This is a genomic window from Pseudomonas sp. UBA4194 (assembly GCF_002379585.1).
Taxonomy (GTDB): domain Bacteria; phylum Pseudomonadota; class Gammaproteobacteria; order Pseudomonadales; family Pseudomonadaceae; genus Aquipseudomonas.
This window is the reverse complement of the sequence record NZ_DFUE01000069.1, coordinates 1-19,251: the sequence shown is the minus strand read 5'-3', so window position 1 is coordinate 19,251 and position 19,251 is coordinate 1. Positions and strand designations below refer to the sequence as shown.

19 protein-coding genes and 2 tRNA genes are annotated in these 19,251 nt (G+C 60.8%); 10 read left to right on the top strand and 11 right to left on the bottom strand.

Translation table 11 applies throughout. The annotated features are described in order from the left end of the window. Positions 1-56 precede the first annotated feature (56 nt). A complete protein-coding gene (locus B3397_RS16780) occupies positions 57-797 on the top strand; it encodes a pirin family protein (RefSeq protein ID WP_296252145.1) in 741 nt (246 codons plus the stop codon). Positions 798-810: 13 nt separating this feature from the next. Here B3397_RS16780 and B3397_RS16775 read toward each other — a convergent pair whose 3' ends face one another. The 7 genes from B3397_RS16775 to B3397_RS16745 form a co-directional block, all read right to left on the bottom strand. Beyond that, positions 811-990 (bottom strand): hypothetical protein, encoded by a 180-nt coding sequence (locus B3397_RS16775; protein ID WP_296252143.1) that lies wholly within the window; start codon positions 988-990, stop codon positions 811-813. Between the two features lie 267 nt (positions 991-1,257). Further along, a tRNA-Cys gene (locus B3397_RS16770) sits at positions 1,258-1,331 on the bottom strand. Positions 1,332-1,370: 39 nt separating this feature from the next. Beyond that, positions 1,371-1,446 (bottom strand) — tRNA-Gly (locus B3397_RS16765). 67 nt (positions 1,447-1,513) lie between these two features. Next, positions 1,514-2,074: a CDP-diacylglycerol--glycerol-3-phosphate 3-phosphatidyltransferase gene (pgsA, locus tag B3397_RS16760; protein WP_296252140.1), complete on the bottom strand. Its 561-nt coding sequence runs from the start codon at positions 2,072-2,074 to the stop codon at positions 1,514-1,516. 32 nt (positions 2,075-2,106) lie between these two features. Then, positions 2,107-3,930, bottom strand: a complete 1,824-nt coding sequence (gene uvrC, locus B3397_RS16755; RefSeq protein ID WP_296252138.1) for an excinuclease ABC subunit UvrC — start codon at positions 3,928-3,930, stop codon at positions 2,107-2,109. 2 nt (positions 3,931-3,932) lie between these two features. Next, positions 3,933-4,577, bottom strand: a complete 645-nt coding sequence (gene uvrY, locus B3397_RS16750) for a response regulator transcription factor GacA (RefSeq protein WP_296252136.1) — start codon at positions 4,575-4,577, stop codon at positions 3,933-3,935. A 130-nt stretch (positions 4,578-4,707) separates the two neighbouring features. Then, a complete protein-coding gene (locus tag B3397_RS16745; protein ID WP_296252133.1) occupies positions 4,708-5,091 on the bottom strand; it encodes a helix-turn-helix domain-containing protein in 384 nt (127 codons plus the stop codon). 81 nt (positions 5,092-5,172) lie between these two features. On the opposite strand from B3397_RS16745, the gene B3397_RS16740 reads away from it, so the two are divergent. Continuing rightward, complete coding sequence (locus B3397_RS16740; RefSeq protein WP_296252131.1) at positions 5,173-5,394, top strand: DNA-binding protein; 222 nt, start codon at positions 5,173-5,175, stop codon at positions 5,392-5,394. Positions 5,395-5,435: 41 nt separating this feature from the next. On the opposite strand, the gene B3397_RS16735 is transcribed toward B3397_RS16740, so the two are convergent. Then, a complete protein-coding gene (locus B3397_RS16735) occupies positions 5,436-5,909 on the bottom strand; it encodes a GNAT family N-acetyltransferase (RefSeq protein ID WP_296252130.1) in 474 nt (157 codons plus the stop codon). 523 nt (positions 5,910-6,432) lie between these two features. Between B3397_RS16735 and B3397_RS16730 the strand changes: the two genes are divergently transcribed. Together B3397_RS16730 and mntP are read left to right on the top strand one after the other, a co-directional pair. Then, entirely contained in the window at positions 6,433-7,518 is a 1,086-nt protein-coding gene (locus B3397_RS16730) for a 3-deoxy-7-phosphoheptulonate synthase (RefSeq protein ID WP_296252127.1), read from the top strand. Positions 7,519-7,735: 217 nt separating this feature from the next. After that, positions 7,736-8,302: a manganese efflux pump MntP gene (gene mntP / locus B3397_RS16725; protein WP_296252126.1), complete on the top strand. Its 567-nt coding sequence runs from the start codon at positions 7,736-7,738 to the stop codon at positions 8,300-8,302. 47 nt (positions 8,303-8,349) lie between these two features. Here the strand turns inward: mntP and hppD are convergent, their stop codons facing one another. After that, the gene (gene hppD / locus B3397_RS16720) at positions 8,350-9,426 is read right to left on the bottom strand and encodes a 4-hydroxyphenylpyruvate dioxygenase (RefSeq protein ID WP_296252125.1); all 1,077 of its coding nucleotides are present in this window, start codon (positions 9,424-9,426) and stop codon (positions 8,350-8,352) included. Positions 9,427-9,737: 311 nt separating this feature from the next. Here hppD and B3397_RS16715 point away from each other — a divergent pair, with 311 nt between their 5' ends. The 3 genes from B3397_RS16715 (at position 9,738) to rarD (ending at position 12,490) form a co-directional block, all read left to right on the top strand. Continuing rightward, entirely contained in the window at positions 9,738-9,890 is a 153-nt protein-coding gene (locus B3397_RS16715; RefSeq protein ID WP_296252123.1) for a hypothetical protein, read from the top strand. A gap of 89 nt (positions 9,891-9,979) precedes the next feature. After that, a complete protein-coding gene (locus B3397_RS16710; protein WP_296252122.1) occupies positions 9,980-11,521 on the top strand; it encodes a cyclic diguanylate phosphodiesterase in 1,542 nt (513 codons plus the stop codon). A gap of 84 nt (positions 11,522-11,605) precedes the next feature. Continuing rightward, positions 11,606-12,490: an EamA family transporter RarD gene (gene rarD / locus B3397_RS16705; protein ID WP_296252120.1), complete on the top strand. Its 885-nt coding sequence runs from the start codon at positions 11,606-11,608 to the stop codon at positions 12,488-12,490. Between the two features lie 16 nt (positions 12,491-12,506). Here rarD and B3397_RS16700 read toward each other — a convergent pair whose 3' ends face one another. Further along, positions 12,507-14,054 (bottom strand): TerC family protein, encoded by a 1,548-nt coding sequence (locus B3397_RS16700; RefSeq protein ID WP_296252118.1) that lies wholly within the window; start codon positions 14,052-14,054, stop codon positions 12,507-12,509. 170 nt (positions 14,055-14,224) lie between these two features. After that, the gene (locus tag B3397_RS16695; protein WP_296252117.1) at positions 14,225-15,157 is read right to left on the bottom strand and encodes an AEC family transporter; all 933 of its coding nucleotides are present in this window, start codon (positions 15,155-15,157) and stop codon (positions 14,225-14,227) included. A 263-nt stretch (positions 15,158-15,420) separates the two neighbouring features. On the opposite strand from B3397_RS16695, the gene B3397_RS16690 reads away from it, so the two are divergent. From B3397_RS16690 to B3397_RS16680, 3 genes are all read left to right on the top strand, one after another. Beyond that, positions 15,421-16,029: a cysteine dioxygenase gene (locus B3397_RS16690; protein ID WP_296252115.1), complete on the top strand. Its 609-nt coding sequence runs from the start codon at positions 15,421-15,423 to the stop codon at positions 16,027-16,029. Then, positions 16,026-17,609, top strand: a complete 1,584-nt coding sequence (locus B3397_RS16685; RefSeq protein ID WP_296252113.1) for a rhodanese-related sulfurtransferase — start codon at positions 16,026-16,028, stop codon at positions 17,607-17,609. The genes B3397_RS16690 and B3397_RS16685 overlap by 4 nt, the downstream gene beginning before the upstream one ends. A 240-nt stretch (positions 17,610-17,849) precedes the next feature. Continuing rightward, complete coding sequence (locus B3397_RS16680) at positions 17,850-19,193, top strand: LLM class flavin-dependent oxidoreductase (protein WP_296252111.1); 1,344 nt, start codon at positions 17,850-17,852, stop codon at positions 19,191-19,193. The last annotated feature ends 58 nt before the right edge of the window (positions 19,194-19,251 follow it).

The window sequence follows — 19,251 nt, the reverse complement described above, 5'->3', positions numbered from 1 at the left end:
CGGCAGCCTGCCCTGTTCGGTGTTCCACACGCCACACAACGAAGTGGAGGCTTTATATGCATATCTTTCGCGCCCAGCAACGCTCCACACATGGCGAGGGTTCGTTTCATATTGAAAGCGTAAACCCAGGGATGGCGTTTGGTGAAAATGCCGATCCAGCACTGGGACCACTCAGCGGTTTCGATCACGCGAACCTCGGCGCTGGCACCTTGGTAAAAATGCACGAGCACGTCAACGACGAGATCCTCAGCTACATGTGGCGGGGCACCATGCTTCACGAGGACAAGGCTGGGAACAGAATTCCGATTTCTAGCACCAAGCTCATGATGATGAACGCAGGAAAGAGCTTCTGGCATGAAGAAAGCGCACCGGACGACGCAGTCGAAATGCTGCAAATATTCGTGCGCCCTAGAGAAACGGACCTGCCCGGCGAAGTAAACTTCCTGGATCGTGCTGATGGAGCCCCCGTTGGACGGTGGGGACTGATTGCAGGCCCTGAGGGGACTGGCTCTCCGTTAACTATTCGCCATCAGGTTTACGTGTATGACACTTTGCTAGAGGCCGGTCGTACGCTGGAAATCCCGGTGCATTACGGTTTTACTCCATGGCTCTACGTCATGGACGGGGAGGTCAAGGTGAGCGAAAGTCACCTCGGTAAGGGTGACGGTGTGAGTTCCGCCGATGAAGAGCTCTCCGCCGTGTCAGCAATCACCGTAAGCTCGCTTGTCCTATTTTTCGTCGATATAACAGCTGCATATTCACTAGCTGGGACTATTAGCGGAAAAAATGTCAGATAGCTCTGTGAACCACCTATCGAGTCACCTGAAACGCCGCGTCCCTACCTATGGAGAGTTCCCAGATCTTGATCTGGGCGGTTTCCTGAAATGCGCCCTTTTTGTGCACGGCCTCTTCCCGTAGATAGCGGCTGAGCGCATCCGCCAGCGTGGTCGATTCGGCCTTGAGGGTATCGACCAATCGCCTGCGAGACATATCACCCTCGGTTTCAGCCGACCAGCTTTGCGCGTCCGCCTTCGTGTCGAACGAGGCGGAAGGAGCGGGATAGCCTTTTCTGCGGATCTTGGTCCGTCAGTTGGCGTTGGAGCGCTGTTGGATAGTAGCCATGCTGCGGATTTTTGAGGGACACCGTGCGACATGCCAGCAATCTCAGTGCCCCAGGATTGTCCCCAGTGTCCCGACCTACAAAATCCGCAGGCACAAAAAAACCCCCGCAGCCCAATGGCTACGGGGGTTCAATGATGGAGGCCGAGGTCGGAATCGAACCGGCGTAGGCGGATTTGCAATCCGCAGCATAACCACTTTGCTACTCGGCCCCAAACGTGAAGTACGACAGCTACTGCACGCAAACAAACTGGAGCGGGAAACGAGACTCGAACTCGCGACCCCGACCTTGGCAAGGTCGTGCTCTACCAACTGAGCTATTCCCGCGTCGTGTTGACGGGCGCCATTCTATCGAATCGGCAACGGCCGTCAAGCCCTTGATTCAAAAAAACTTTTATTTCTTTTCAACGGCACTGCTCAGGTGCGGCCATGCGGCGCGCAGGTATTGCAGCATCGACCACAATGTCAGCGCGGCGGCAATGATCAGCAAAGCGTAGCCGACGACCACCCAGAACGTCGGCGCCGAGGGGTTGGCTAACAGAATGACCAGCGCCACCATCTGTGCTGCGGTTTTCCATTTGCCCATGTTGGACACGGCAACCTGAGCCCGGGCGCCAATCTCGGCCATCCACTCGCGCAAGGCCGAAACCACGATTTCCCGGCCGATGATCACAGCAGCCGGCAGGGTCAGCCAGAAGTTGGCGTGTTCTTGCACCAGCAGCACCAGCGCGACAGCGACCATGAGCTTGTCGGCCACGGGGTCGAGAAATGCGCCAAACGGCGTGCTCTGCTCCCAGCGGCGCGCCAGGTAACCGTCCAGCCAATCGGTGACGGCAGCGATCGCGAACACCGTACTGGCTGCCATGTAACTCCAATTGTATGGCAGATAGAACAGCAGGATGAAAAACGGTATCAACACGACGCGCAGAACGGTAAGCAAGTTAGGGATATTCATCGGCACAACTGGCTGCAAGGTGAGATGGCATTCTACTCGCTGTGCAGGTTCGCATAAATCGACTCTGCCAGCTTTTTACTGATTCCCGGCGCTTTGGCGATTTCCTCGACACTGGCACGCGCCAGTTCTTGAAGACCACCGAAATGCTTCAGGAGTTCGCGGCGGCGTTTTGGTCCTACCCCCGCTACGCCCTCGAGCGTGGAGGTTCGCCGTGTTTTGCCACGTCTGGCGCGGTGACCGGTAATGGCGAAACGGTGGGCCTCGTCGCGGATCTGTTGAATCAGGTGCAAGGCAGGCGAATCACCTTTGAGCGTGAACTCGTGGGCAACATCGTTGAGGTAGAGGGTTTCAAAACCGGCCTTGCGCGTGGTGCCCTTGGCAACCCCGAGCAAGATCAGGTCGGGAACCGCCAGCTCGTTCAATACGTCCCGCGCCATGTTCAATTGACCCTTGCCGCCGTCCACCAAAAGCACGTCGGGTAACTTGCCCTCGCCGTCCTTGATCTTGCTGAAGCGACGGGTGAGCGCCTGATGCATGGCAGCATAGTCATCGCCGGCGGTAACACCTTCGATGTTATAGCGTCGGTAGTCGGATTTGATGGGGCCTTCAGGACCGAACACCACGCAGGATGCCACCGTGGCCTCACCGCTGGAATGACTGATGTCATAGCATTCGAGCCGCTGCGGGGGCTCGTCGAGTTCGAGCACTTCGGCCAATGCTTCGAACCGCGCGGTGACATGTTGGCGGTTGGCCAGCCTGGCGCCCAGGGCTTGTTCGGCATTGGTTACCGCCAGTTGCTGCCAGCGCGCCCGTGTACCGCGTACTCGGTGGCTGATGCTCAGCTCACGCCCGCGCAAGGTGTCGATGGCATCGAGCAACGCTTCATGGTCCTCGGGCACCACGTTGACGATCAGCTCGGTCGGCAGGTCGCGCTCCGAGCTTCCGAGGTAGTACTGCGACAGGAATGCCGACATGACCTCGGCAACCTCCTCCTCGATCCCCACCTGCGGGAAGAAATTCTTGCTGCCCAGCACGCGCCCGGCACGCACGCTGATCAAATGCACACAGGCACCGCCCGGGTTGATGAACGCGGCGATCACGTCGACATCACCGCTGCCGCCTTCCATGCTTTGCTGATCCTGCACACGGCGCAACAAGGCTATCTGGTCACGGAGTTGAGCAGCCTCCTCGAACTGCAGGTTCATGGCCGCCTTTTCCATGCTGCTGGACAGCTCGTTGCTCAACTGGTTGCTGCGGCCCTCCAGAAACATCACGGAATGGCGCACATCCTCGGCATATTCGTCAGGCTCCACCAACCGTACGCAAGGCGCCTTGCAACGCTTGATCTGGTGCTGCAAGCAAGGTCGCGTGCGGTTCCTGAAGTAGCTGTCTTCGCACTGGCGCACGAAAAAGGCTTTCTGCAGAAGGCTCAGGCTCTCGCGAATCGCCCCTGCACTCGGGTATGGACCAAAGTAACGGCCTTTCGCCTTTTTCGCCCCACGGTGAATGCTGAGGCGAGGGAACTCACCGTCGGAGAGGAAAACATACGGGTAGGACTTATCGTCGCGCAGCAGAATGTTGTAGGGCGGACGCCATTCCTTGATCAGCGTCTGTTCCAGCAGCAACGCCTCGGTTTCGTTCGAGGTGATGGTGGTTTCGACCTGATGGATCTTGCCCACCAGCGCTGCCGTCTTCGGCGCCAGGCCAGTCTTGCGGAAATAGCTGGCCAGGCGCTTCTTGAGGTTCTTGGCTTTGCCTACATACAACAGCCGCATGCCATCGTCGAACATCCGGTATACACCCGGACGTCCGCTACAGGTTGCGAGGAAAGCACTTGGATCGAATGGAGCGGTCATGGTCAAAGGCTGGCGTCTACCATGCCGTGTCGGACCGCCAACAGAGTCAACTCCACGTCACTGGTGATCGAGAGCTTCTCGAAAATTCGATAACGGTAGGTATTGACGGTTTTTGGAGACAGGCAAAGCTTGTCGGAGATGATCTGGACTTTCTGGCAGCCCACGATCATCAGGGCGATCTGGATCTCGCGCTCGGACAACAGGTCGAACGGCGAGTGAGTGGTTTGCGGCTGGAAAGACTTCAAGGCCAGCTGCTGGGCAATCTGTGGACTGATATAGCGTTGCCCGGCGAAGACCAGGCGAATGGCCTGGACCATTTCATCGAGCCCGGCTCCCTTGGTCAGGTAGCCAGCGGCTCCAGCCTGCAGAAGCCGAGTCGGAAACGGATCCTCTTCACAGACCGTGACAGCGACCACCTTCATGTCGGGGTGACTGCGCAGAAGCTTGCGGGTTGCTTCCAGACCGCCGATGCCGGGCATTTTCACGTCCATCAGTACGACATCGGGTTTGAGCTCGCGCGCATACTTCAACGCCCCTTCGCCGGACTCGGCCTCGCCAATGACCTGCAGATCGTCGATATCGGCCAGCATCCGGGTGATACCGGTACGTACCAGATCGTGATCGTCGACTACTAGAACCCGAATCAAACGGACACCTCGTAATAGTGGTCTCGGGGAATGGTTGCCACATTAACAAACATTCCCCTTGCTGACCTAGCTCAAAGCGTCACAAATACGGCAGCGCACGCCGCGCCAATTGTGTCGGGTCAGGGACGGACTACTCGGGAATCTTCTTGGCCCGGGACGTCTTCTTGACCGTGTTTCTGGAGGAATAGTTCGCCGACATTTCCGCGAGACTCCTGGCAAGATTGCAGAGTACGTCCTGCCCTGACGTAGGAAGCGTCCGATATGACAATAGGACTTTTTCCTCCCCGCCAGTGAGTCCCTCTTCCACCATGGGTGTGCGTCTGCCCAGCACTACGTACAGAATGTCGACGCCTATCGTCGAAATGGCCGCTAAATAGTCGGCTCGAGGTGATCTTTCGCCGCTTTCGTATTTGCCCTGGGCGTTCGGCTCCACACCTCCCACCAGCCCAAACTCCTTTTGCGTGAGCGTCAACCGCTCTCGCTCCTCCCTCAACCGGGGACCGATTCCAGTCATTTGAATGTATAATCCTTTATCGAAACACCCGAAACGGTGCGAAATGAAACCAAGTTAACCCATCTAAAACGGACTTGAACTATGCACGGTATACGGACTGCCGCACAAGCCAAGGCTTGGCTGGAACAGCAGGGAAAATCAGTACAAGAGTTTGCACGAGAGCATGGCGTCGACCCGGCCACAACCTATCAGGTATTGGCCGGACGCAAGAAAGGGCGCCGGGGTGAGGCGCACAAAGTGGCGGTATTGCTGGGGATGAAGCAAGGCCTGACCGTTACACCAATGGAGCCAGGCCAGCGCTGAAGCGCGACGCCCGTAGCGGCGGGGCGCCCCTGGGCGCCCCGCTATTCACTTATCACAGCGATGTCGTACTGCATGAGTCGGTAACTGTCTTCTTCGCCCACCACCACGAAGCCGTGACGCTGGTAAAGCGCCTGGGCGGGATTCCCTTTGAACACCATCAAGCGCACTCGCGGCAGGTCACGTTGGCGGGCCATCGTCAGCACCTGCTCCAGCGCCCAACCGCCCACCCCCTGGCCACGATGCTGGTCCAGCAGGTGCAGTTCCAACAGGTACAACGCGTTGCAATGAACCCTCAGGCTGAGGTAACCCAACGCCTGTCCCGAGCGGCTGACCACATGGTTCTCGCGCGTCTGCCACGCCTCATCGAAACCCGGGTCCTGCCATAACAGGCCATAGCGAACAAAGTACGGCAGCATGGCGCGGCGCGTCAGATCGCGGGCGAACGCCAAGTGCTGCTCGGTGGCCGGCAGCAGTTGCAAGTGTGTCTGGCCTGCTCCACTCGGGGAAAAAATCATCTTGAATCCGTCGGCATGGCTGAAGTAAGCTCCAGCTCATCAGAACCGGAGACAGTCAATGTCGCACAACCTTTCCAGCCACGCATCCTTGCACGCTCAGTCAGCGTCGATGGCGGCTGCCTGTGCACCGGTCGATTTTTATTATGGGTATTGGTTTAGCCACTGGCGCGCCTGATACCCAACATGGCGCCCACTTCGTAGGGGTCGCCTGACAGAGAATTCTCAACCCCCGGTCGGCCTCCCGACCGGGGGTTTTGTTTTTTTCGGGCTGCGCTTTTGCCCAACCGCTTCAACACCACTTAACGCGAATCGAGGAACACACCATGAACTACGCCACCTATTACCGTTACGACACCTGCCCAACCTGGCGATTTACCACCCACCGCTCGGGACAGCCTGCCGCCTCCGATCGGTCACTCTCGGGTGGCATAACCCCCCATGAAGCCAAACCGGCCACTTGTCGAACATCTCGATAGGGCCGCGCTCGCGGGCATGACCCCGCCGCCGCCCAGGACACTTCCCAATGAACACTGTCAACGCTCTGCAACTTGCTACCGCCCAGCCTTCGCCACACAAGCCTGCCGCTGCCAATACCCCCGTCAGCCATCGCCTGCCCACCCATTTCGCGCTCAAGCAGCAACTGCCGCTTTCCGAGACGCTGCACCATCAGGTAGAAGCCCATCGCTTGGCCATTCGCGCCATTCTCGAAGGTCGCGACCCGCGCCTGCTGGTGGTCGTGGGTCCCTGTTCGCTGCACGATCCCAAGTCTGCCCTTGAGTACGCACGCAACCTCAGCCACCTCGCCCGCGAACTGGACGGCGAAATGCTGCTGGTCATGCGCGCCTACGTCGAAAAGCCGCGCACCACGGTTGGCTGGAAAGGGTTGGCCTACGACCCGTACCTGGATGGCACCGAAGACATGGCCGGCGGCCTCACCCTGTGTCGTGATCTGATGCGCGAGATGCTCAGTCTTGGTCTGCCGCTGGCCACCGAACTGTTGCAGCCGATGATGGCCGGATACCTCGATGACCTGCTGAGCTGGGTGGCGATTGGCGCACGTACGACCGAGTCGCAGATTCACCGCGAGATGGCGAGTGGCCTGGGCATCCCGCTCGGCTTCAAAAACGGTACCGATGGCGGCGTCGGTGTGGCGTGCGATGCCATGCGCAGCGCCGCCCACCGGCATCGCCACTTCGGCGTAGACGCCCAGGGCCACCCGGCGATGATCGACACCACCGGTAACCCGGACACGCATTTGGTGCTGCGCGGTGGCCATAAGGGGCCGAACTTCGACCGCCAGAGCGTCGCTCAAGTCCACCACAACCTGGCCAAGGCTGGCATTGCCCCCCGCATCATGGTCGATTGCAGTCATGCCAACAGCGGCAAAGACCCTTTGCGTCAACCGGCAGTGTTCGCCGAGGTGTTGCAGCAACGCCTGGAGGGGGATCGTTCGCTGGTCGCGGTGATGCTGGAGAGCCACTTGTTCGAAGGCAACCAGCCGGTCAGCGACCGTATGCGCTATGGCGTATCGGTGACCGATGGCTGCCTGGGTTGGGATGCCACGGAGCGTCTGTTACGCGACGCTGCGCGCCAACTGCGTATGCAGTAATGGCAAGACGGTAGCGTTCGCGCCCCAAGGTTGGTTATGATGCGCGCCTTCGTTGGGGAGTAACCTGTCGCCACGCCTGATGGCGACGTTCGTATCAACATTCTCGGCTGCATGCCGTGGTACGAACACCTTCGGGTTGGTGAGACCAGCGACCTATCCATGCCTAAAGTCGGGCGTGTGGACAGGTCGTTGACTCATAGCCCGACTGGAACAAATCGTGAACCCGATTTCTCTCGTTCTCCTAGCCCTGGCCATGTCCACGGATGCTTTTGCCGCGGCACTGGGCAAGGGCTCCAGCCTGCACAAACCGCGTTTCTCGGAAGCCCTGCGCACCGGTCTTATTTTCGGCGTGATCGAAGCTATCACGCCCATCATCGGCTGGATGATTGGCCAGGCGGCCACCCGCTTCGTGGCGGACTGGGACCACTGGATCGCTTTCGTGTTGCTGGTGGGGCTGGGGCTGCACATGATCTACAACGGCATCAAGGAAGATGAAGAAGAACAGGAGAAAGCCAGCCAGCACTCCTTCATGATTCTGGCGGTCACCGCTTTCGCCACCAGCATCGATGCGTTGGCCGTCGGCGTAGGGCTGGCTTTCGTCGACGTGAACATTCTGGTCGCCGCCGGCGCGATCGGCCTGGCGACCCTGACCATGGTCACCCTCGGCGTGATGCTGGGTCGCGTGCTGGGCACCTTGGTGGGCAAGCGCGCCGAGATCGTCGGCGGCGTGGTATTGATGCTGGTGGGCGCAACCATTCTGTACGAACACTTGAGCGCCGCCTGATCGCAGGCAGTGATGCCCTCGCCCACGGCGAAGGCATCACGCGCCGATCATGGCGTAGCCAGCACCCCGCGGCGAACCTGATCGCGCTCGATGGACTCGAACAACGCCTTGAAATTGCCTTCGCCAAAGCCGTCATCGCCCTTGCGCTGGATGAACTCGAAGAACACGGGCCCCATCAAGGTCTCGGAGAATATCTGCAGCAGTAGCCGCTGATCACCGGGCGTCGATGAACCGTCCAGCAGGATACCGCGCACCTGCAATTCGCCCACCGGCTCACCATGCCCGGGCAGGCGCCCTTCCAGCATCTCGTAGTAGGTGTCCGGCGGTGCGGTCATGAAGCGCATACCCAAGGCCTTCAGCGCATCCCAGGTCTGCACCAGGTCATCGGCCAGGAAGGCCACGTGCTGGATGCCTTCGCCGTTGAACTGCATCAGAAACTCTTCGATCTGCCCCGCCCCTTTGGAAGACTCCTCATTGAGCGGGATACGGATCATGCCATCTGGCGCACTCATGGCCTTGGAGGTCAGGCCGGTGTATTCGCCCTTGATATCGAAATAGCGAATCTCGCGGAAATTGAACAGTTTTTCGTAGAAGCCCGCCCAGTAGGCCATTCGCCCGCGATAGACGTTATGGGTCAGGTGGTCGATGACCTTGAGGCCGGCACCCACCGGATTGCGTTCCACCCCCTCGATGAAATTGAAATCGATGTCATAGATCGAGCTGCCTTCACCGTAGCGGTCGATCAGGTACAGGGGCGCGCCACCGATGCCTTTGATGGCAGGCAGGTTCAGCTCCATCGGCCCGGTGGGAATGGCAATCGGCTGGGCGCCCAGTTCAAGCGCCCGGGCGTAGGCGGCATGGGCATTCTTGACCCGGAAGGCCATCCCACACACCGACGGCCCATGCTCGGCGGCAAAGTACGACGCTACGCTGTTGGGCTCGTTGTTGAGGATCAGATTGATGCCGCCCTGGCGGTACAGGTGCACGTCCTTGGAGCGGTGGGTCGCCACCTTGCTGAAACCCATGATCTGGAAAATGGGTTCAAGGGTGTTGGGGGTGGGCGAGGCGAATTCGATGAATTCAAAGCCCATCAGGCCCATGGGGTTTTCGAAGAGGTCAGCCACGGTTGGCTCCTTGTCATATCAGTCAGTGAGCAGCGTCATTTACTGGTGATGGCAAGCAGTGGCGGGGGGCGCGCAGGGGACGCCGCGCACGGTACGGGAAAGGTGGCTACCGAAAATCAGGGTGCAGTGGAGTCTGTGCATGGCGACTCGTCTCTACCGATTGGACGGCTCCATGGGAACGGTCCTTATTGTTATAGGCATAAGCAGACTCTACTCAGCATGAAACGTTTTGTCTGCAATTCTCGGAACCGGGCAACCAAAGGCTTCGGCGAAAGTCGAACGATCACGCCCCCTGACTGCTGGAGACCCCCATGCGTACCGCCCACTACCTCGGCCTGGCGCTGTGCCTGACCCTGCTGCAAGGTTGTTTCGACAGTGCCGACAAGAGCACTACCAAAGCCAACAACGACGGTACGCCGTCCTCGGTGCAGATGCAGAAGCCGGACGAATCCAAGGATAAATAAGGGATAGCGCCCGTTTTTCGCGGGCGCATTCATGAAATGATCACGTCGCTGCGCCCTCCCCCTTCCCGTGCAAGGATCGCTCTCAAAACATGCCGCTGAGCCTGAATACCTCCAAGCGCAAGCTTTCTCGCAGGCTCGCCCCCTGGCTGGCCGCCGCCGTGCCAGTGTTGCTGGGGTCGGCCATCCTTTATTGGCAAGCCGGCCAGGCGTTGCAACAGGCAGCCCATCACACCGATGCCGATGCGCTGGCGCAGTTCGAACTCATCCTGGACAACGTTTCAGCGGCGGCGGCCGAAATACTGCCGCTGGCCGGCCAGCCGTGCGCACGGGCGCAACTGGCTCTACGCGATCAGGTGACGCGCCGGCCGTTCGTACGCTCGACCAACCTGATCGCCGACGGCTCGCTGTATTGCAGCTCGTTGTTCGGTGCCTTCCGTGAACCGGTCAATCCCGGAGACTACGTCGATGGCACGCTGTGGCTGCTGGCGGGCAACCCGGTCACCCCTGATCGGGGCCTGTTGATCTACCGCGCCGCCGAGGGCGACAACGGCGCCCTTAGCACCGTGGACGGGTATCACCTGGCCAATGCCTTGCGCATGATCGGCAGAAGCAACGAAGTGCGGCTACAAGTGGGCGACACCTGGCTCGGTGCCGACGGCAAGGTGCATGACGGGCAGGCACCGACTTTTGCGCTGGCCCATACATCGATGGCGTCGAGCCGCTACCCCTTCAGCGTTTCCAGCGGCTTCCCCACGGGCGCGCGCTGGGACCTGATGCTGGAACAATACGTGCCGCTGTTCGGCCTTCTGCTGTTTCTCGGCGTGATCGCCGGCTTCGCCTGCCATGGCCTCATGGGCCGGGTGCAGTCGCGTTTGCAGGAGCTGCAACGGGCGCTGGACGCCGAGGAGTTCGTGCCCTTCTTCCAGCCCATCGTGCACAGCCGCGACAACAGCTGGGCCGGCGTCGAAGTACTGATGCGCTGGGAACACCCACGCGAGGGGCTGGTGCGACCGGACTTGTTCATTCCCTATGCCGAGGACTGCGGCTTGATCGTACCCATGACCCGGCTGCTGATGCGCAAAACCGCACAGTGCTTGCAGAGCTGCGGCGATGCACTTCCGGCTGGCTTTCACGTGGGCTTCAACATCACCGCGCAACATTGTCAGGAACCCCAGCTGCTGGATGACTGCCGAGCGTTTCTGGCAGCGTTCGCGCCTGGGCAGGTGGCGCTGACCCTCGAGCTGACCGAACGCGAGCTGGTCAAGCCTACCGAGCAGACCCACCGCTTGTTCGAACAGCTGCACGGGTTGGGCGTGACCATTGCCATCGATGACTTCGGTACGGGGCAATCGAGCCTGAGCTACCTGCAGCAATTCAAAGTGGACTTCTTGAAGATCGACCAGAGCTTCGTGGCGTTGATCGGGGCCAATGCCTTGTCCGGACACATTCTGGACAGCATCATCGAGCTGTCGGCCAAACTGGATCTGCAGGTCGTGGCCGAGGGAGTTGAAACCGAGGAACAGCGGGCGTACCTGGTGGCCAAGGACGTGGAGTACCTGCAAGGGTATCTGTTTGCCCGGCCGATGCCGGGGGATGAGCTTGGGCAACGGTTGCGGGCCGTTCGCGGGTAGAACCGGGCCATGCCAGTATTGTGCCCACCCCTGCTGCCCTGAGATCATTGCCGGCTCTGCCCATCCCCCCGCTTCGAGGCTCTCTTGTCCAAAGGCATCATCACGTCCGTCATGGCGTCCACTCTGTTCGCCGTGATGTACTTCTATACCTCCTTGCTGGCACCGCTCAGCGGCGAGGAGATGTTCGGTTGGCGCATGCTGCTGACGCTGCCCTTCGTCACGCTGTTCATGCTCATCAGCGGTGACCTGCACCTGGTCGGCGCCGTGTGGCAGCGGATCAAGGCACGCCCGCTGCTGCTGCTCGGTTCCATGGCCACCTCGGCACTGATGGGGGTGCAGCTGTGGCTCTTTCTCTGGGCACCCTTGCACGGGCGCAGCCTGGAGGTGTCACTGGGCTATTTCCTGCTGCCTTTGACCATGGTGCTGACGGGCCGACTGGTTTACGGCGAGCAACTGTCGTATCTGCAGAAGCTGGCGGTGTTATTTGCCGTGTGCGGGGTGGGTCATGAACTGTTTCAACATGGGCGCTTCGCGTGGGAAACGCTGTTAGTGGCCGGTGGTTACCCGATCTATTTCGTGCTGCGCCGCGCCTGCCGCAACGACAACCTGGGCGGCCTGTGGACCGACATGTGCCTGATGCTGCCCGCTGCGATCTTTTTCATCGTGCAAGGCCCGTTGTCGACCGCCGACATGGCGGCACGCCCGGTGCTCTATGGTTTGATTCCGCTGTTGGGGGTGATCAGCGCATCCGCACTGGTCTGCTATGTGATGGCCAGCCGCCTGCTCCCGTTCAGCCTGTTCGGCCTGCTCAGTTACGTGGAGCCGGTGCTGTTGGTAGGGGTTGCGCTTCTATTGGGCGAAAGCATCGCGCCGGATCAGTGGCTGACCTATCTGCCAATCTGGATGGCGGTGCTGGTACTGATGTTCGAAGGCGCCAAGCACCTGGCCCGATCACGCCGCGCGGTGTGATCGGGCCAGGCCGGGTTCAGGCCTGCTTGCGCAGCAGCACCTGCTGCACTCGGCGTTCCTCTACCGCCAGCACCGTCATGCTCCACTCCTCCCATTGCAAGGTATCGCCCTTGCGGGGCAGGCGGTCGAGCAGGCTCATGACCAGCCCGGCCAAGGTCTGGTAATCATCGGTGGCCTGGGCGCCAAAGCCGATCCGCGCCTGAACCTGGCTCAGGTTCAGCGCCGCACTGACCCGATAGCCGTCGTCTTGCTCGACGATGTCAGGCCCTTGCACCTCACTGGCATCAGGCAACTCACCGGCGATCGACTCGAGAATATCGGTCATGGTCACGATACCGGTGAAATCACCGAACTCGTTGACCACGAAGGCGATGTGCGTGGACTGCGCGCGCATCTGCTCCAGCGCGTTGAGGATGTCGAAGCTTTCGAGCAGGTTGATCGGGTGCCGCGCCAAGCTCGCCAGGTCTGGCGTTTCGCCCGCCAGCAACTGTTTGAGCAGCTCTTTCTTGTGCACGAAGCCCAAGGGCTCATCCACCTTGCCCTGGCTGATCAACGGCAGCCGCGAACATGACGAGTGCATCAGCGCTTCGCGGGTAGCCTCGGCAGACGCCTCCAGTTCCAGGTAATCAACCTGAGCCCGGACGGTCATGATGCTGCGGATCGGCTTTTCGGCCAGGCTCAGCACACCGCTGATCATCACCCGCTCGCGGCGGTCGAACAGCGGCTCGCCTTGTTCCTGGCCGACCAGATCCTCGATCTCCTCGTCCAGGGTCTCGCTTTCCAGACGACGTCCACCCAGCAAACGCAATACGGCATGCGCCGTGCGCTGACGCATTGGCCGGTCCTCGTGCTTGTTCTTGCGCCGCGCGCGGGCGATCTGGTTGAACACCTCGATCAGAATCGAGAAGCCGATGGCCGCGTACAGATAGCCTTTGGGGATGTGAAAGCCCAGGCCCTCGGCGGTCAGAGCGAAGCCGATCATCATCAGGAAGCCCAGGCACAGCATGATCACCGTGGGGTGGCTATTGACGAAGCGCGTCAGCGGCTTGCTTGCAACGATCATCAAACCAATGGAGAACACCACTGCGATCATCATCACCGACAGTTCTTCCACCATGCCGACAGCAGTGATCACCGCGTCCAGGGAGAACACTGCGTCCAGCACCACGATCTGGGCAACGATGGGCCAGAACAAGGCGTAGGTTTTCACGCCATTGTGCTGGGCCACGTGGCCTTCGAGGCGCTCATGCAATTCCATGGTGGCTTTGAACAGCAGGAAGATACCGCCGAACAGCATGATCAGATCGCGGCCCGAGAACGATTTGCCGAAGATCTCGAACAACGGCTCGGTGAGCGTCACCATCCAGGAAATACTGGCCAGCAGGCCCAGACGCATGATGAGCGCCAACGACAAGCCGATCACCCGCGCGCGGTCGCGCTGATGGGGCGGTAGTTTGTCGGCAAGAATCGCGATGAACACCAGGTTGTCGATGCCCAGTACCAGTTCCAGGACGATCAGCGTCGCCAGGCCCAGCCAGGCGGTAGGATCGGCTATCCATTCCATGGTGGGGTACTCATCGAGCAGAGGGGGGGAGTATCAAGTAACGCGGGACTGGGAGGTTCCGTGAGGGGGTTCATAGAGGTCTTGAGTGATTTCGGAACCTGATCCTACCCGTAGCCGAGATATTTCCTACAGCAGCAAAGTATTTCAAACCTTTTCTCAAACGAGCCGATTCAAGGGTGAATCAACATCAACAGGATGCTCACGGTGAAAAACGACGTCAGCGTGGTGATCACCAGCGCGGCCGCGCAACGCCCTTCGAAACCGAAGCGCTGCCCCAGAATGGGATAGACGCTCATCATCGGCGCACTGGCAAACACCAGCCCGGCCAGCATCATGCTCGGCTCCACACTGCCGAGCAGCAGGAACATCAGCCCTACCAGCAAAGGGTGCATGACCAGCTTGCCGCTGGCGATCAGGGCGATTTCGTTCAACTGGCCACGGACCTTGGTGCCGTAGAGCACCCCACCGATCACGAACAAGGCTGCCGGCGCCGAGGCCTGGGCAAGCATTTCAACGACTTTGAGCGGCGCCGTGGGCAGACGAATGTTCAGCACCGAGAGCGTCAGGCCGACAATGATGGAGATGATCAGCGGGTTCTTGCCCAGTCGTTTGAAGGTGCCCAGCAGCACGCTGGCAATCGACCCGCCCTTCTGCAGCCCGGCTTCGGCCAGCGCCAGCGCAAGGGGAATGATCAGCAGGTTTTCCACCAGCATGCCCAAAGCCAGGGCCACAGCGGCGGAAGGCCCGGCGGCCATATAGGCAATGGGGAAGCCGATGAAGGCGCTGTTGGAGCAGGACATGCCCATGGCGGCAATGGCGCGGTTCTGCAACTCGGCTTTGCGGTAGAAGCGGAACACCAGCATGCCGATGCCGAATGCAATGAGCGATGCCACGGCGTAGGCCGTCAGGTAGCCGGGGTCCAGGACCTGGGCGATGGGCCGCTCGGACAATGCCTTGATCATCAGGGCGGGCATGGCGAAGGTCACCACGAAGGTGCCGATGCCGCGAATCTGCTCCCGACTGACCAGGCCCCACCTGGACGCGAAGAAACCAAAACCGATGATGATGAAGATGGGGGCGGTGATCGCAAGAACCTGGAACAAGTCAAACCCCGCGGGTCGGCAACGGCTGGTGTCTAGACTGTAGCAGCGCCACACCCTCCGTCAAAGCAGTCCCCACCGGTATCCCCCGCGCCCCTTGTAGCAGCGGCGTCGAGCCGAGAAAGCACCGGCCCCGTCAACCCATCCTTTGCGCCCCCTGCGCGACCTACAATCCAGGCATAAGCTAATCATTAAACGATTGCATATTAACCGATCGCATTATGCTTAAATCATCGGGTACTCACTGTAGCCGGCGATTCTATTCCATGACCCAGGTCAAACATCCCGAGCGCCTGCGGGCCTTTATTGGCGCCCTGGCCGAGCTGCTCGACAGCAATGTACGCGAAGGCGACATTCTGCATCGCGGCGGCAAGCTGCTTTCCCAACTGGTCAGCCACGACGATTGGCTGCCGGATGAATATGCTCAACCCAGCCCCGAGCGCTATCAACAGTTCCTGTTGCATGCCGACTCACGCCAACGCTTTTCCGTGGTCAGCTTCGTCTGGGGCCCCGGCCAGACCACCCCGGTACACGACCACCGGGTCTGGGGCCTGATCGGTATGTTGCGCGGCGCCGAAGACGCACAGGGCTTCGTGCGCGGTGCCGATGGCGAACTGCAGCCGGACGGCCCAGCGGTGCGCCTCACGCCCGGTCAGGTCGAAGCCGTCTCCCCACGCGTGGGCGATATCCATCAGGTGAGCAACGCCTTCACCGACCAGGTGTCGATCAGCATTCACGTCTACGGCGCCAACATCGGCGCGGTCAAACGCGCCGTGTATCAGCCCGACGGCAGCGAGAAATTGTTCATCTCTGGCTATTCCAACAGCGTCTTGCCCAACATCTGGGACCTATCCAAAGAGAATCAAACCCTATGAGCCAAGCCCTGACCCGCTCCTTTGCCGACATCCGCCGCGCCTTGCTGGCGGGCGAGGAAGTGGCGTTGATCGACGTGCGTGAAGAAGCCCCGTTCGCCGAAGCCCACCCCTTGTTTGCCGCCAACATCCCGCTGTCCAAGCTGGAAGTGGAAGTGTTTGCCCGCGTTCCGCGCCGCGACACGGCCGTTACCCTGTATGACAATGGCGAGGGTTTCGCTGCCAAGGCCTTGAGCCGCTTGCAGACGTTGGGCTACTCCAACCTGGCCCTGCTCGAAGGTGGACTGCAGGGCTGGCGTCAGGCCGGCGGCGAGTTGTTCATCGACGTCAACGTACCCAGCAAGGCCTTCGGTGAACTGGTGGAACATGAGCGCCACACCCCTTCTCTGCCCGCTGAAGAAGTCAAAGCCCTGCTCGATGCCAAGGCGGATGTCGTCGTGCTGGACGCCCGCCGCTTCGATGAATACCAGACCATGAGCATTCCCACCGGCGTCAGCGTACCAGGGGCCGAGTTGGTATTGCGCGCCCGTGAACTGGCACCGGACCCAGCCACCCGGATCATCGTCAACTGCGCTGGGCGTACCCGCAGCATCATCGGCACCCAGTCACTGGTGAACGCCGGCCTGCCCAATCCGATCTCGGCCCTGCGCAACGGCACCATCGGCTGGCTGCTGGCCGGTCAACAGCTGGAGCATGGTCAGGCGCGACGTTTTGGCGACATCAGCGAAGCGACCCAACGGCAGGCGGGCGACGATGCCCGTCGCGTCGCGGATGCAGCCAAAGTTGGCCGCGCTACCCTGGCAGATCTGCACGCTTGGCAAGAGGAGCCGCAGCGCACCACTTACGTGCTGGATGTGCGCACTTCGGAAGAATACGAGGCTGGCCACCTGCCGGGGGCTCGTTCCACGCCGGGTGGTCAGCTGGTGCAGGAAACCGATCACTACGCCAGCGTTCGCGGTGCGCGCATCGTGCTGGCCGATGACAACGGCGTGCGGGCCAATATGTCTGCGTCGTGGTTGGCTCAACTGGGCTGGGAAGTGCACGTGCTGGATGACCTCAAGGCCAGCGACTTTACCGAAAAAGGCGCTTGGCCGGTTCCGGTGCCCGGTACCGCGCCGTTCGAGTCCATCGATCCGCAGACACTGGCCAGCTGGTTGGAGGCCGGGGATACGCAGCTGCTCGATTTCACGACCAGTGCCAACCATGTCAAGCGTCACATCCCGGGCGCCTGGTGGGCGTTGCGCAGTGATTTGGCCCATGCCCTGCACAAGTTGCCGCCGGCCGAGCGCTATGTGGTGACCTGCGGCAGCAGCCTGCTGGCGCAGTTTGCCGTGGCGGATGTGGAGGCATTGACCGGCAAGCCGGTGTTTCTGCTCAAGGGCGGCAATGCAGCATGGTTCGCCGCGCAGTTGCCAGGGGAGGAAGGCGAGCAGCGCCTGGCTTCGCCGCGCATCGATCGGTATCGCCGGCCTTATGAGGGCACGGATGCACCCCGCGAAGCGATGCAGGCGTACCTGGATTGGGAGTTCGGCCTGGTGGAACAGCTCGGGCGCGATGGCACCCATGGGTTCTTCGTGATCTGACCGAGCTTTTGCGCTGAATCAGCCGACGCCTTCGCGGCTTCACGCCGCTCCTACAGAAGATATGCACCCTCCCTGTAGGAGCGGCGTAAAGCCGCGAAAGCCACACCACCCAAACGCACCCCTATGTAGGAGCGGCGTAAAGCCGCGAAAGCCACACCACGGTCCACCGCCGTACCACACACATTCCAACCCGACCCCACATGGCGGAGGGTGCTGACCTTAATTCAAAGGAGTTCCTCCATGAGCCAAGCACACCGCCAACTGAAACTGGGCACCATGATCCACGGCGTCGGCCACGGCTGGGGCGAATGGCGTCATGCCGACGCCCTGCCCAACGCCAGCACCAACTTCGCCTACTACAAGGATCAGGCGCAGATCGCCGAGGCCGCCAAATTCGACTTCGCCTTCATCGCCGACAGCCTGCACATCCATGCCAAATCCAGCCCCCATTACCTCAACCGATTCGAACCCTTGACCATCCTCTCCGCGCTGGCCGCCACCACCGAACGCATCGGCCTGGTGGCCACGGTGACAGTCAGCTACTCGGAGCCTTTCCAGGTCGCCCGCCAGTTCGCCTCTCTGGACCATATCAGCGGCGGCCGCGCCGGATGGAACGTGGTGACGTCCTGGCTCAGCGGCACCGCCGACAATTTCGGCCGCGCCGAACATCCGCCCCATGCGACTCGCTATCGCATCGCCCGCGAACACGTCGATGTGGTTCAGGGCCTGTGGGATTCCTGGGAAGACGATGCCTTCGCCTACGACAAGCAGAACGGCGAATTCTTCAGTCCGCACAAACTTCATACCCTGGGCCACAAGGGCGAGTTCTTCTCCGTTAAAGGGCCGTTGAACATCGCCCGCTCCCGCCAGGGTCAGCCGCCCATCTTCCAGGCAGGCACCTCCGATGCCGGACGGGATTTCGCCGCACAGACCGCAGATGGCATCTTCGCCACGCCCGAGTCGTTCGAACAAGCCCACGAGTACTATCAGGACCTCAAAACCCGTGCCGCTCGCCACGGCCGTGACCCGGCGAAGCTGGCGATCCTGCCGGGCATCCGCCCCATCGTCGGGCGCGATGCTGCCGAGGTGGAAGCACGCTATCAACAGGCGGTCGATCTGGTCAGCATCGAAGACGCCATTGTCGCCCTGGGCCGACCTTTCAACGACCACGACTTCAGCCAATACGAACTCGACGCACCCTTCCCAGACCTCGGCGATCTGGGCAACAACAGCCAGCAGGGCGGTTCCCAACGAATCAAGCAACAGGCCCGCGACGAAGGCCTGACGTTGCGTCAGGTGGCGCTGCGCTTCGCTCGTCCACGTCGAGATTTCGTCGGCACCCCGGAGCAGGTGGCCGATGCCGTGCAGCACTGGTTCGAAGACGGCGCGGCGGATGGTTTCATCATCCTGCCGCTGCTGCCCGACGGCCTGGCCAATTTCACCGACCTGGTGGTGCCGGTTCTGCAGGAGCGCGGGCTGTTCCGCAAGGAGTACCAGGGCGTGACGCTACGCGAGCATCTGGGGCTAGAGGTGCCGGTCAATCGCAATACCCTGGTGAGTGAAGGATTGGCAGCGGCCGGTTAAGCCCTGCACTCAACGGCAGAACGTACACGGTCTGCTCCTAGCCCCCTCTCCCCCAGGG

Excerpts from the sequence above, each read along its gene's own strand:
- B3397_RS16690 (WP_296252115.1), top strand. The coding sequence starts at position 15,421 with ATGACCCAGGTCAAACATCCCGAGCGCCTGCGGGCCTTTATTGGCGCC.
- B3397_RS16700 (WP_296252118.1), bottom strand. The coding sequence starts at position 14,054 with ATGGAATGGATAGCCGATCCTACCGCCTGGCTGGGCCTGGCGACGCTG.
- B3397_RS16735 (WP_296252130.1), bottom strand. The coding sequence starts at position 5,909 with ATGATTTTTTCCCCGAGTGGAGCAGGCCAGACACACTTGCAACTGCTG.
- B3397_RS16715 (WP_296252123.1), top strand. The coding sequence starts at position 9,738 with ATGCGTACCGCCCACTACCTCGGCCTGGCGCTGTGCCTGACCCTGCTG.
- B3397_RS16780 (WP_296252145.1), top strand. The coding sequence starts at position 57 with ATGCATATCTTTCGCGCCCAGCAACGCTCCACACATGGCGAGGGTTCG.
- B3397_RS16775 (WP_296252143.1), bottom strand. The coding sequence starts at position 990 with ATGTCTCGCAGGCGATTGGTCGATACCCTCAAGGCCGAATCGACCACG.
- pgsA (WP_296252140.1), bottom strand. The coding sequence starts at position 2,074 with ATGAATATCCCTAACTTGCTTACCGTTCTGCGCGTCGTGTTGATACCG.
- B3397_RS16710 (WP_296252122.1), top strand. The coding sequence starts at position 9,980 with ATGCCGCTGAGCCTGAATACCTCCAAGCGCAAGCTTTCTCGCAGGCTC.
- uvrC (WP_296252138.1), bottom strand. The coding sequence starts at position 3,930 with ATGACCGCTCCATTCGATCCAAGTGCTTTCCTCGCAACCTGTAGCGGA.
- B3397_RS16730 (WP_296252127.1), top strand. The coding sequence starts at position 6,433 with ATGAACACTGTCAACGCTCTGCAACTTGCTACCGCCCAGCCTTCGCCA.
- B3397_RS16745 (WP_296252133.1), bottom strand. The coding sequence starts at position 5,091 with ATGACTGGAATCGGTCCCCGGTTGAGGGAGGAGCGAGAGCGGTTGACG.
- B3397_RS16680 (WP_296252111.1), top strand. The coding sequence starts at position 17,850 with ATGAGCCAAGCACACCGCCAACTGAAACTGGGCACCATGATCCACGGC.
- B3397_RS16740 (WP_296252131.1), top strand. The coding sequence starts at position 5,173 with ATGCACGGTATACGGACTGCCGCACAAGCCAAGGCTTGGCTGGAACAG.
- B3397_RS16685 (WP_296252113.1), top strand. The coding sequence starts at position 16,026 with ATGAGCCAAGCCCTGACCCGCTCCTTTGCCGACATCCGCCGCGCCTTG.